The following is a 12182-nucleotide window of genomic DNA, read 5'->3' as shown; positions in this document are numbered from 1 at the left end:
CCCTAGCCCCGGACGCGGCGCAGCCTGGCCTCCGGGTCGCCCGCGTCCGGGTCGCGGGAGGTGTACTGGAGCTCCGTGCCCACGGGCCGCAGCCACACCGTGTGGGCGGACTGCGAGCACCCGCCGCCGTTGGACTTCGCCCCGACCCCCTTGAGCACCAGCTCCTTCTCCGTGGCCGACTTGAGCGTGAGCACGTCGACGCAGGTGCCGCCGATGAGGTCCGTCTGCGTCACCGTGCCGACCCGCTGCCCCTTCTTCGCGGCCTGGCGGATCGTCACGTCGAACGTGCCCAGGGCGACGAGGCCGTCCTGCGCGGCGGCCTTGCCGCGCCACTTGCCCAGGTACCGCTTGGGCACGAGGCCCTTGGCGTGCGGACTGTCGGTCTCGGAGGAGTCGCCGCTCGCGGCGGGCGGGCGCTGCTCGGCGTCGCTGGAGCCGCCCGAACCGGAACCGGGCAGCACGTCGAACAGGACCGCGGACCCCACCATGACCGCCGCGAGCGCCCCGGCCACGGCGAGCGCGACCGTGCAGCTCAGCTTCCGCCCCCGGCCGTCCGGCGTCCCGGGCGCGGACGTCGCCGCGACGGAGAGGGAGACCCTGCCGGGCGAGGTCGTGGGCGGCGCGGACGACGCCGGGGACGACGCCGGGGACAGCCGCGCGTCGACGGGACCGTTCTGCTCGGGCATCGCCGCCGCCCCCGCCCCGTACGACGCGTCCGGCGGCCCGAACACCCCCACCGCGGGCCCCGCGAACGGCACCGGCCCCGACGCCGCGACCGCGCTGCCCGCGCCGTCCTCCCGCGCCTCCAGGTCGAGCAGCCGCACCGCACCGCGGCTCACCCGCTCCACCAGCGGCCCCGGCAGCCAGCCCGCGGCCACCAGCGGGGCGGCCCCCGCGGGGGCGAGGCGGTGGGCGACCCGGGCCGGGGCGGGCCGCGCCGCCGCGTCCTTCGCGAGGCACGCCGCGGCCAGGTCCCGCAACTCGCCGTCGAGCGCGCCGAGGTCCGGCTCCTCGTGGACGACCTTGTAGAGCAGCGCGGCCGACGTGTCACCGGCGAAGGGAGGCGCCCCCGTCGCCGCGTACACGAGTGACGCGCCGAGGGAGAAGACGTCCGCCGCGCCCGTGACGCCCTTGCCGAGGATCTGCTCGGGCGCCATGTAGCCGGGCGAGCCGATGGAGACGCCGGTGGACGTGAGCGAGGCCGTGCCGTCCGTCGCGCGGGCGATGCCGAAGTCGATCAGGCGCGGTCCGTCCAGGGTCAGCAGGACGTTGGAGGGCTTCACGTCGCGGTGGACCAGGCCGAGGCCGTGGACGTGCGCGAGCGCCTCCGCGAGGCCCGCGCCGAGGACGCGCACCGAGTGCTCGGGCAGCGGACCCGCGTCCCGCACGGCCTCCGTGAGGGAGGGGCCCGCCGCGTATCCGGTCGCCACCCAGGGCTGGGCGGCCTCGGGGTCGGCGTCCAGGACCGGGGCCGTCCACTCGCCGCCGACCCGCCGGGCCGCGTCGACCTCGCGGCGGAAGCGGGCGCGGAACTCCTCGTCGAGGGCGAAGTGCGGGTGCACGACCTTCACGGCTACCGTGCGGCCGCCCGCGCTGCGGCCCACGTACACGCGGCCCATGCCGCCGGAGCCGAGCCGGCCGAGGAGTCGGTAGGGCCCGATGGCCGCGGGCTCGTCCGGTTCTAGCGGGTGCATCGCGAAGGTCTCCCCCTGGTGCGCCGTACGCGTACGACTGCCACGGATCAGCCTACGGCCCCGGGAACCCGCGCCCCGGTTTCTCCCTCTACCCAGAAGGAATTGACCGTATTGCCGCCCTTGTCCCCAGGTCCGTCGAGGTCACATGAACGTCCGCCGCACCCCCGTCCCCCTGGCCGCCGCCGCGCTCGTCTTCGTCGCGGCCCTCCTCACCGGCTGCTCGTCCGACAAGGAGGACGAGCCCATGAGCTTCGACGGCCCGAGCTCCGCCGCCCCGGCCCCCTCCGCGGGCCACGGGAGCAAGGCCTCGGGGACCCGGTTCCCCACCGGTCCCCGCGCCTCCTTCACCACCGAGAGCACCCTTGACGACGGCACCAAGATCGGCGTCACGACACTGCGCGGAAAGAAGTCGGGATTCACCGGAAAGGTCTGGGTCTGGGCGCCGAAACAGTACTTCGACCCGAAGTACTCCCGCAGTGGCTTTCCCGTACTCATCGCGCTGCCCGGCGGACCCGGCTACCCCAATAACTATTGGATGGGCACCGACCTGAAGCTGGAGAGCTCCATCGCCAAGTGGTCGAAGGAGGGAAAGAGCCTGCCGTTCATCGTGGTGATGCCGGTGCTCAATCCCGACGACAAGTTCTATTACGACGGCAGCGACATACCGGGGCAGCCGAAAATGGGCACCTGGATGACCGACGACGTCCCGGATTTCGTCAAGGCGAATTTCCGCACCTTCACGTCCCGTGACGGATGGGGCTTCATGGGTTCGTCGTCGGGTGGTTTCGTGGGCCTGAAGTCCGTCCTGAAGCACCCCGAGAGGTTCAAGGCCGTCATCGCCTCGGGGCCGGACACCGTGCCCGACTCCCCGCTCTGGCGCGGACACGAGCCGCAGCGGCTCGCCAACGACCCGGGGCGCCTCGCCGAGCGCCTCATCCGACGCGGTGGCCCCGAGGTCGACATCGCCTTCCAGGTGGGCACGGCGGAGTCCGGGCAGCCGAACCTGCGGGCCTTCATGAAGAAGTACGGCAAGGGACCGGTCAAGACCCGGCTCAACGTCATCCAGGGCGGCAGCCACAGCGCCCGCTCGTACGTCCCCGCCATGGACGACGGGCCGATCCAGTGGATCAGCAAGAAGATGAAGGGCCCGGTCCCCAACGGCTGAGGCCCGGACCCGGCACGGCTGCTGCGGCCTACGGTCGCAGCAGCTCCACCCGCACGTCCTCGGGGAAGCCCGTCGTCGGCCCCACCCGGCGCGCGAACTCCGTGACGCCCGCCAGCTGCGGGCCGCCGAAGCGGAAGTCGAGCGTCGTGAAGTACCGCTCCAGGACGCCCGCGTCGAACGACTCCCAGCGCGAGGCCTGCTCCGCGACCTTCGTGACCTCTTCGAGGGACAGGTCCCGGGAGGCCAGGAACGCCTTGTGCACCTCGCGGACCACCTCGGGCTCGCGCGCCAGGTAGTCGCGGCGCGCCGCCCACACCGCGAAGACGAACGGCAGCCCCGTCCAGTCCTTCCACATCTGCCCGAGGTCGTGCACCTCCAGGCCGAGCTTGGGGGCGTCGATCAGGTTCGCGCGCAGCGCCGCGTCCCCGATCAGGACGGCCGCGTCGGCCTCCTGCATCATCAGACCGAGGTCGGGCGGGCAGGTGTAGTAGTCGGGGCGCACGCCGTGGCGCTCGGCGAGCAGCAGCTGCGCCAAGCGCACGGAGGTGCGCGAGGTGGAGCCGAGCGCCACCCGCGCCCCGTCCAGGCGGTCGAGCGGCACCTGCGAGACGATCACGCACGACATGACCGGGCCGTCGCAGCCCACGGCCAGGTCGGGGAAGGCCACCAGGTCGTCCGCGTTGCGCAGGAACTCGACCAGGGTGACCGGCGCGACGTCGAGGTCGCCGCGCACGAGCTGCTCGCTGAGCTTCTCCGGGGTGTCCTTGGTGAGCTCGAAGTCGAGGAGGGTGCCGGTCCGCGCGAGGCCCCAGTACAGGGGCATGCAGTTCAGGAACTGGATGTGGCCGACGCGCGGCCGTGCGGTGCGGCGGGAGCTGGGAAGCCGGTCGGCTTCCGCCCCGCTCGGGATGTCAGCGGGAGAATTGTCCACATCCGTGAGGCTAGCCCTCGTGCGCGGCGACCCGAGCGCCGGGGCCCGCGTGGGACTGCCGACAGGGCCCGCGTCAACCCGGCGCGAGGGGCTGTCAAACCTCTGAGTGACGTGATCTTGACCCCTATTGCTTCCGGGTGCCTGCGTGCTAAGCTCGCCGCAAGTTGCAGTTTGGTTTCCCTTGCAGTACAGAGCCTGCGGAGCATGTAACCCGCAGGCTCTCGTCGTTTTCAGACTTTTGCAGTTGTTTCAACAATCGCAGGTTCTGGAGCAGGGCAACCCTTTGGCCCAAGGAGGGCTTATGGCTACCGGAACCGTGAAGTGGTTCAACGCCGAAAAGGGCTTTGGTTTCATCGCCCAGGAAGGCGGCGGCCCCGACGTCTTCGTTCACTACTCTGCGATCAACGCCAGCGGCTTCCGCTCCCTCGAGGAGAACCAGGCCGTGACCTTCGACGTCACGCAGGGCCCGAAGGGCCCGCAGGCGGAGAACGTCACCCCCGCCTAAGGGGTGGCTTGTCGCCCATAAGGGCGGCTTGATCCGGACGGAAGCAGTACCCAAGGGGCCCCGCGCCCTCGCTTCGGCGAGGCACCGGGGCCCCTGCCTTTTCCTGGCGTGGGCGCCTTGAACCGGTGAGCTTCCCTCTGGTGGGGTGGGCCTCTCGCGGCGCGGCTCGATCGGCCTGCGGCCTCGTCCTCAAACGCCGGACGGGCTAAAAGTCTCCGGCGCGCGCCGCGTCTCGTCTGCAGGCCGCAGACAAGATCCGGTCCGCACCGGGAACCATCCAGCCCGTCCGGCGTTTGAGGACGAGGCGCGGAGCGCCGTTTCGGTGGCGAGGGCTACAGGGTCGCGCGGGCGCAGGCCGTGGCCTCGGGGTCCCAGCCCTGCGAGGGGACGCTGGCCAGGAGCAGCCGGGTGTAGGGATGCTCCGGGGCCGCGAGGACCAGCGGCGTCGGCCCCCGCTCCACCACCACCCCCTGGCGCATCACCAGGACCTCGTCCGTGACGTGCCGCACCACCGCCAGGTCATGGCTGACGAAGACCAGGGCCACCCCCGTCTCCTCCCGGATCTCCCGCAGGAGCTGGAGTATCTGCGCCTGGATCGACACGTCGAGCGCGGCGACGGCCTCGTCCAGGACCAGGACCCGGGGGCCCACCGCCAGGGCCCGCGCGATCGCGAGGCGCTGGCGCTGACCGCCGGAGAGGTCCCGGGGGCGCGCGTCCGCCTCGCGCGCGCCGAGACCGACGCGGTCGAGGAGGTCGCGGGCCGCCGCGCCGTCCTTCTCGTCCTTGCCGTGCAGGCGCAGCACCGTACGGAGGCACTGCGTGGCGGTCAGCCTCGGGTCGAGGGAGACGTACGGGTCCTGGAAGACCATCTGGATCTCCCTGGCCCTGGCCAGGCGGGCCCGGGAGGTGCGGGGCGTGCGGGGCTCGCGCGGGCGGCCCGCCACGGTGATCTCCCCCCGGTCCGGCGGGACGAGGCCCACGAGCATCCGGGCCACGGTCGTCTTGCCCGAGCCCGATTCGCCGACGATGCCGAGGGAGCCGCCCTCGGGGACCGTGAAGCCCACGTCGTCCGCCGCCCGGTGGCTGCCGCCCCCGGGCAGGGGGTAGGTCTTGCTCAGTCCGGTGGCCCGGAGCAGGGCGGTCGTCGTCACGGCTTCACCTCGGTCTCGACAGTGCCGCTCGCGGCCAGGCAGGCGGACGCGCCGCCGTCCGGCAGGGGCAGCGGCGCGGGGGCCCACGTCCCGCACTCCGGCAGCGCCTCCCCGCACCGCTCCACGAACGCGCAGCCCTCGAACACGTCCGCGAGGGACGGCGGACGGCCCGGGATCGGGCGCAGCGGGGCCTCCAGGGCGTCCAGGGTCGGGGAGCAGGACAGCAGGCCGCGGGTGTAGGGGTGGGCGGGGGTCGTGAACAGGGCCTTCGCGGTGCGCTCCTCCACCACCCGGCCCGCGTACATCACGTACACGCGGTCGCTGTACGCCGCCGCCAGATGCAGGTCGTGGGTGATGAACAGCAGGCCGAGTCCGTGCTCGGCGCGCAGGGTGCGCAGCAGGGCCAGGATGTCGGCCTGGGTGGTGACGTCCAGGGCGCTGGTGGCCTCGTCGGCCAGGAGCAGCCGGGGCCGGGCGGCGAGGGCGCCCGCGATGACGACGCGCTGGAGCATGCCGCCGGACAGCTCGTGCGGGCGCTGGCGCGCGCGGCGCGCGGGGTCGGGCAGCCCGACGGAGGCGAGGAGCTCGACGGCCTCGGCGCGGCTCGCGCCCCGTTCGGTGAGGAAGTCGCCGACGCGGCGCACCGGGTTGAGGGCCGCGCGCGGGTCCTGGTGGACCAGGGCGACCGACCCGGCGCGGTGGGCGCGCAGCCGCTCGCCGGTCAGGGTGAGGACCTCGGTGCCGTCGAAGCGCACGGAACCGGAGACCGCCGCCCCGTCCGGCAGCAGACCGAGCGCCGTCCGCGCGGTCGTCGACTTGCCCGAGCCCGACTCGCCGACCAGGGCCACCACCTCGCCCTCGGCGACCCGCAGGGACACGGAGTCGAGGAGCGGGCGGGCGGCGCCCGGCACGGTCACGCTCACGTCGTCGATGTCGAGCAGCATCACTGCCTCCCCAGGCGGTCGGCGGCCCAGACGCCGACGACGTTGAAACAGACGACGACCAGGGCGATCGCGGTGCCGGGCACCAGGGCGGGGAGCATCGCGCCCTGGACGATCGCCGCCTGCCCCTCCTGCACCATCAGGCCCCAGTCGGAGGATGGTGGCTGGGCGCCGAAGCCCAGGTAGGAGAGCGTCGCCAGGGACATCAGGGCCTCGCCGAAGAGGACCACGAGATAGCCGAGGACGGACCGGCCCAGGTTCGGTATCAGATAGCGGGCGCAGATCCGGGCGCCGCCCATGCCCTGCACGCGGTACGCGTCGACGTACGGCTTGCGGGCCTCGGCCAGGGCCAGGGAACGGGTGTACTTGGCGATGGTGGGCGTGAAGGCAAGGCCGAGGGCCAGGACGGACGTCGTCGTGCCGGTACCGAAGACGGCGATGATCAGGACGGTGAAGAGCAGGCCGGGGAAGGCGTACATCACGTCCGTGAGGCGGGAGACGAGCGTGTCCACCCAGCCGCCGCACCAGGCCGCGAGCACGCCGAGCGTGACGCCGAGCACCCCGGCGACGGCGAGCAGCAGCAGCGGTGCGACGAGGCTCGTCCGCGCGCCGTACAGGGCGCGGGAGAGCAGGTCCTGGCCGGAGGAGTCGGTGCCCAGCAGGTGTTCGCGGCCGGTGCCCACCAAGGAGGAGGACAGGTCGATGGCGTCCGGCGCGTAGGGCGCGAGGAGGGGCGCGAGGGCGGCCGCGAGGACGACGAGGCCGAGGAGGGCGCCCGCGACCAGGACTCCGATGGGGCGCCGGGCCCCGGCCGCCTTCACGGCGCTCGTACCGCTCAGGGTCAGGGTCATGAGCGCACCTCCTTCACGCGCGGGTCGAGCAGCGGGTGGACGGCGTCCACGGCCGTGGTGACGACGATGTAGCCGGTGACCATCAGGAGCAGGACGGCCTGGGCCACGGGGAAGTCATGGGTGTTGATGGCGCCGACGAGCAGGGAGCCGATGCCGCTGAGGCCGAAGGCGGTCTCGACGACGACGGTGCCGGCGAGCATGCCCGCCATGACCAGGCCGCACATGGTGACGATGGGCCCCAGCGCGTTGCGCAGCACGTGGCGGCGGACTATCTCGCGCTCGGGCACGCCGGACGCGCGGGCCGCCGCCACGTGGTCGGAGGCCGCCGCGTCCGCCATCGCCTGCCGGGTCACGCGGCTGACCAGGGCGAGCGCGCCGAGCGCCAACGACAGGGCGGGCAGCGTGAGATGGTGCACGGTGCCGAGGAAGCCGGAGCCGCTGCCGGTCACAGGGAACCAGCCGAGTCGCACCCCGAAGAACGACACCAGGGCGATCGCCGCGACGAACGACGGCACCGAGGCGGCGAGCGTCGTGATCCCGACCACCGCCGAGTCCACCCAGGTGGACCGCTTCACGGCGGCGAGGACACCGGCGCCCACGCCGAGGACCACGAACAGGACGGTGGCGTACAGGACGAGTTGGAGCGTCGTCGGGAAGCGGGCCGCCACCAGGTCGGACACCTGGTCGCTGTACTTGAAGGACCGGCCGAGGTCGAGGTGCAGGCAGTCCCACAGCCAACGGCCGTACTGGGCGGCCAGCGGCTCGTCCAGGTGGTACTCGGCGCGCACCTGGGCCAGGCGCTCGGGGGTCAGCTTGTCGCGGCCGCCCGCGAGGAAGACGGCGGGGTCGCCGGGCGCCGCGTACACGGCGGCGAAGATGACGAACGACGCGGCGAGCAGCGTGGCGAGCACGCCCGTGAGGCGCCGTACGAGACGGACGACGATGCCCTTTCCCATGGCGGCCTAGCCTTTCCGCGCGCCCAGCCGGGCGGCCCACGGGTAGTAGAGGTACGACTGGGAGGCGGGTGGTCCGGTGAGGCGGTCGCTGAGGACGAGCGCGGTGGGCACCTGGGCGACGGGGATCCACACGGCGGCGTCCACGAACCGCCGCTGCGCCTCGGTGGTGAGCCGGGCCCGCTCGGCGTCGTCGAGCGTGGCCAGGGCCTTGTGCACGAGGCGGTCGTACGCCGCGTCCTTGAAGCCGACCCAGTTGTTGGAGGAGTCGGACAGGCCGTTGTCGTAGAAGCCCATGGGGTCGGCCTTGGAGATGTACCAGTCGGCGACGAGGACGTCGATGTCGGCGCGGGCCTGGGGGTCGCTGTAGAACTCCTCGAACTGCGCGGGCGGCACGGTCTTGATCTGTGCCGGCACCCCGATCCGCTGGAGCGCGGCACGGGTGGCGTTGGCCACGACGGTGCGGCCCTGGCTGCTGTCGGTGCCGATGACGACGGGGTCGCCGGGGGCCCCTGCCTCCTTGACCAGCTTCTTGGCCTCGGCGAGGTCGTCGGCGGTCGGGGTCTCGGGGGCGGTGGCGCTCAGCTTCTTCTGGGCGGCGGCGAACCGGGGCCGCTCATAGCCCCAGGCTCCGGCGCCGACGGGGGCGGCCCAGGGCTGCACGAGGCCGCCGTAGCCGGAGTCGGCGATGCCCTTGCGGTCCAGGGAGAGGGACAGGGCGCGGCGGATCGCGGGGTCCTTGAGGCCGCCGCGCGCGGTGGGGATGAGGACGAGGGACGCGGTGGAGGGGCCGTAGTACTGCCGGAGGTCCTTCGTGCGGCGCAGCGCGGCGGCCGTGTTCGGCGACTCGGCGTACGTGCCGTCGGCCGCGCCCGTGCGCAGGGCGTTGACCAGCGCGCTGTCGGAGGCCCAGCGGAAGACGACGCGGCGGGTCAGCGGCTTGGGGCCCCAGTAGTCCGCGTACGCCTCGATGGTGAGGGAGTCGCCGGACTTCCACTCCTTGAGGCGGTACGGACCCGAGCAGGCGTCGGCCTGGCCGGGGGTGCCGAACTCCTTGCCCGCGTCGGCGACGCGGCGGGGGTTCCACACGATGCCCGCGTCCCCGGCGAGGGCCTTGGTGAACAGGGCGTCGGGCTCCTTGAAGCGGATCGTCAGCTCGCGGGGGCCGGTCCTGCGCATCGAGGACACGTTGCCGAACTCGTCCGACTGCTCCATGTCCTTCGCGGCGTGCCGCTTGAGGCTCCACAGCACGTCGGCGGCGGTGAGCTTCGAGCCGTCGTGGAAGGTGACGCCGTCGCGGACGGTCAGGACGAGCGTGCGGTCGTCCGGCGTGCGGGCCTTCTCGGCGAGGAACGGCTTGACGCTCATGTCGGGCTGGAGCTGATACAGCCGCTCGCAGATGTTGGTGAGGACGACGCGGCCGGCGCTGCCGCCCTGGCGGTCGAGGTCGAGCGAGTCGGGCTCGTCCTCGAGAAGCCAGTCGGCCCGGTCCAGGGGGCCCTGCGCGGGCGGGGTGGTGGCGCGCAGGGCCAGCTTCGCGGCGTCGGCGGGGGCGCCGCCCAGGGTGTTGGTGTCGGCTCCCGCGCAGCCCGCCGCGAGCAGGGACGCCGCGACGAGCCCGGCGGCGGCGCGCGCTCCCTGCCGCGGCGCGGCCCTGCCCGTGCCCGTGCCCGTCGGTCGCCTCGATGGGTGCGTCATCTGGTGGCTCCGGTGGCGTCTCCGGTGGTGTCTCCGAACGGGCCGTCGTACAGGTTCCAGGGAAGGTGCTGGTAGTCGCGGTCGCAGGGGGTGCCCGCCGTGACGCGGTAGTCGCCGGTGGTCAGGTCCACGCAGGAGGAGACGAGCGTGGCCCACTGCCTGAGCTCGGTGCGGCGCGGGTCCGGGTGGGTGCACAGGGACTCGGGGTGGCCCAGGTGGTCGGACATCGCCTGCTTGATGATCTTGAGCGACTCGTCGGGTCCCGTGGCGCCGCGCAGGGCGGCCAGGCCCTCCTCCGCGCGCGGGACGCGCACCAGGGAGTCCGGGGACAGCGGGCGGTAGCCGGGGGCCAGGGCCGCGGGCACCCCCGCCTGGTAGTGGTTGCCGTGCACGAGCAGGCCGTCCTTCGGGTACATCCAGCCGTGCCCCGCGGGGGTCGTCTCCAGGTCGATGGCGAAGCCTTCGCGGCAGGTGAGCAGCGCGTTCGACGCGATGTGGGCGCGGGTGCGGCAGAGGACGTCCACGGCGTCGGTGACGGCGTGCTGGTCGAGCACGCTGCGGCGCACCACGGTCTGCGGCAGGCCCACCGCGTCGCTGAAGCGCCCGCCGAGGCCGTTCGCATTGAGGGCGATGCCCGCCGAATTGGCCCCCTGGCGGCCTATCTGGCCCGCCTCGACCTGCATGATCAGGGTGGGCTTCGGGGGCTGCACGACGCGCAGCATCACGACGGTGTCGGCCACTCCGGCGCGCCAGTCCCAGTTCTGTCCCGCGTACACATGGCCGTCGCCGCTGGCCGGGCCGTAGGCCGCGAAGGAGGTGCAGCCGTCGGCGGCTTCGGCGGTGGCCTCGGCGTCCGGGGCCTGCGCCCCCTCGGGCACCGCCATCCGCTTGAAGGATCTGTCGTAGATCACCTCACCGCGCGCGTTCAACGCGAGGACGTCGAGCAGGTCCACCCCCGCGCCGTCCGCGATGCCGGCCATCTCCTCCTCCAGGTGCGGCGCGTACTCCCGGACGGGCTTGAGCCAGCGGGCGGCACGGGCGGTCACCTGCTCCCAGGTCAGACCCGCCGACTGGCCGAACGCGGCCGCGTAGTACCCGAGGGCCGCGTGCAGTTGGGGGCGGACGGCCTCGCCGTACTGACGGCCGCGCTCGGTCGGCGTGCCGGAGATCTCGACCACGGGAAGGACCCGGGAGGACCGGTCGGAGGTGGTGCGCGGCGCCATTCTTCTCCTGTAACGTCGATTACGAAATGCTCGATGCCTGGAACGTGCCATCCAGCATGTAACGTCCATCACACGGGAGTCAAGACCTGTAATGAAGATTTCAGAGCCGCCGGAGGGCGGAGCGGTGGACGGACCCGCCGGGCCCGGCGGACCCGGCGGACCCGGCGGGGCGGACGACGAGAGCGGCGCGGGCGGCGTCGCGCGGCTGCGCACCGCCGTGCGCGGCCAGTGGGAGACCCTGTCCGCGTCCGAGCGCGCCGTCGCCCAGTACCTGGCGAGCGCGCCCGCCGAGTCCCTGCTCTTCGCCTCCGCGCAGGAGCTGGGCACGGCCAGCGGGACCAGCAACGCCACGGTCGTGCGCGCCCTGCAGCGCCTCGGGTACGCGGGCCTGCCCGCGCTCAAGCGCGACCTCGCCACGGACTTCACGGCGGCGGTCGCGCCCGAGGTGCGGCTCGCCAAGCGCATCGCGCACGTCGGCCGGGACCTCGGCGGCATCTGGGACGAGGTCTTCGACGAGGCGCAGGAGCGCATCGAGCACGCCCGCCGCCTCACCCCCGACGACGCGCTGCGCACGGCCGTCGGCGTCCTCGCCGACGCGGGCGAGATCCACGCGTACGGAGTCGCCGCGTCCGAGCTGGCCGCGCGCCATCTGGCCCTCACCCTGGGCCGCGTGGGACGGCGCGCGCGGTACGTGGGCGCGACCGGGTTCGCGCTCGCCGACCACCTGCTCGCGCTGCGCCAGGGCGACGCCGTGGTGATCTTCCAGCCGGGGCGGGATCTGGCGGAGCTCTCCGTGTTCATCGAGCGGGCGCGGGCGGTGGGGGCGCGGGTCCTGCTGGTGACGGACGAGCTGGCCGAGCGGTACGGGGGGCGCGTGGACGCGGTGCTCACCGCGCCGCACACGCCCACGGGGATCACCACCGAGGCGCTGACCGCCCTGGTCGTGGCGGACGTGCTGCTCCTCGCCCTGACCACGCTCGACGAGGCGCGGGCCGTGGACACCTCGCATCAGCTGACGGCGCTGCGGGAGCAGCTGCTGGCCCCCCGGCCGCGGAAGGCATAGGACCCCG

The 12182-nt window shown here is 73.3% G+C and carries 11 protein-coding genes; 3 read left to right on the top strand and 8 right to left on the bottom strand.

From position 1 onward, the window contains the following. Nucleotides 1–2: 2 nt before the first annotated feature. A complete protein-coding gene (locus CP982_RS24510; protein WP_150512487.1) occupies nucleotides 3–1694 on the bottom strand; it encodes a protein kinase domain-containing protein in 1692 nt (563 codons plus the stop codon). Nucleotides 1695–1839: 145 nt separating this feature from the next. Between CP982_RS24510 and CP982_RS24505 the strand changes: the two genes are divergently transcribed. Continuing rightward, on the top strand, nucleotides 1840–2859 hold the full coding sequence (locus CP982_RS24505; RefSeq protein ID WP_150512486.1) for an alpha/beta hydrolase: 1020 nt from the start codon (nucleotides 1840–1842) through the stop codon (nucleotides 2857–2859). A 28-nt stretch (nucleotides 2860–2887) separates the two neighbouring features. Here the strand turns inward: CP982_RS24505 and CP982_RS24500 are convergent, their stop codons facing one another. Further along, the gene (locus CP982_RS24500; RefSeq protein ID WP_150515681.1) at nucleotides 2888–3769 is read right to left on the bottom strand and encodes a menaquinone biosynthetic enzyme MqnA/MqnD family protein; all 882 of its coding nucleotides are present in this window, start codon (nucleotides 3767–3769) and stop codon (nucleotides 2888–2890) included. A gap of 322 nt (nucleotides 3770–4091) precedes the next feature. On the opposite strand from CP982_RS24500, the gene CP982_RS24495 reads away from it, so the two are divergent. Beyond that, on the top strand, nucleotides 4092–4295 hold the full coding sequence (locus tag CP982_RS24495; RefSeq protein WP_016645643.1) for a cold-shock protein: 204 nt from the start codon (nucleotides 4092–4094) through the stop codon (nucleotides 4293–4295). Between the two features lie 332 nt (nucleotides 4296–4627). Here the strand turns inward: CP982_RS24495 and CP982_RS24490 are convergent, their stop codons facing one another. Genes CP982_RS24490 through CP982_RS24465 form a run of 6 tightly spaced genes read right to left on the bottom strand, consistent with a single transcriptional unit; the run spans nucleotide 4628 to nucleotide 11112 of the window. Next, the gene (locus CP982_RS24490; protein ID WP_150512485.1) at nucleotides 4628–5446 is read right to left on the bottom strand and encodes an ABC transporter ATP-binding protein; all 819 of its coding nucleotides are present in this window, start codon (nucleotides 5444–5446) and stop codon (nucleotides 4628–4630) included. Continuing rightward, nucleotides 5443–6390 (bottom strand): ABC transporter ATP-binding protein, encoded by a 948-nt coding sequence (locus CP982_RS24485; RefSeq protein WP_150512484.1) that lies wholly within the window; start codon nucleotides 6388–6390, stop codon nucleotides 5443–5445. Before CP982_RS24485 ends, CP982_RS24490 begins: the two co-directional genes overlap by 4 nt. Next, nucleotides 6390–7238 carry an ABC transporter permease gene (locus CP982_RS24480; protein ID WP_150512483.1) on the bottom strand — a complete coding sequence of 283 codons (849 nt, stop codon included), beginning with the start codon at nucleotides 7236–7238 and terminating at the stop codon, nucleotides 6390–6392. Before CP982_RS24480 ends, CP982_RS24485 begins: the two co-directional genes overlap by 1 nt. Continuing rightward, complete coding sequence (locus tag CP982_RS24475) at nucleotides 7235–8194, bottom strand: ABC transporter permease (protein ID WP_221515809.1); 960 nt, start codon at nucleotides 8192–8194, stop codon at nucleotides 7235–7237. The genes CP982_RS24480 and CP982_RS24475 overlap by 4 nt, the downstream gene beginning before the upstream one ends. 6 nt (nucleotides 8195–8200) lie before the next feature. Further along, nucleotides 8201–9889, bottom strand: coding sequence for an ABC transporter substrate-binding protein (locus CP982_RS24470; RefSeq protein WP_150512482.1), 1689 nt, complete (start codon nucleotides 9887–9889; stop codon nucleotides 8201–8203). Continuing rightward, nucleotides 9886–11112 carry a C45 family autoproteolytic acyltransferase/hydrolase gene (locus CP982_RS24465; RefSeq protein WP_150512481.1) on the bottom strand — a complete coding sequence of 409 codons (1227 nt, stop codon included), beginning with the start codon at nucleotides 11110–11112 and terminating at the stop codon, nucleotides 9886–9888. The genes CP982_RS24470 and CP982_RS24465 overlap by 4 nt, the downstream gene beginning before the upstream one ends. Nucleotides 11113–11203: 91 nt before the next feature. On the opposite strand from CP982_RS24465, the gene CP982_RS24460 reads away from it, so the two are divergent. Beyond that, nucleotides 11204–12175, top strand: a complete 972-nt coding sequence (locus tag CP982_RS24460; protein WP_150512480.1) for a MurR/RpiR family transcriptional regulator — start codon at nucleotides 11204–11206, stop codon at nucleotides 12173–12175. Nucleotides 12176–12182 lie beyond the last annotated feature (7 nt).

This window comes from Streptomyces spectabilis, from assembly GCF_008704795.1.
Classification (GTDB): domain Bacteria; phylum Actinomycetota; class Actinomycetes; order Streptomycetales; family Streptomycetaceae; genus Streptomyces; species Streptomyces spectabilis.
This window is presented reverse-complemented; position numbering and strand designations above follow the sequence as displayed.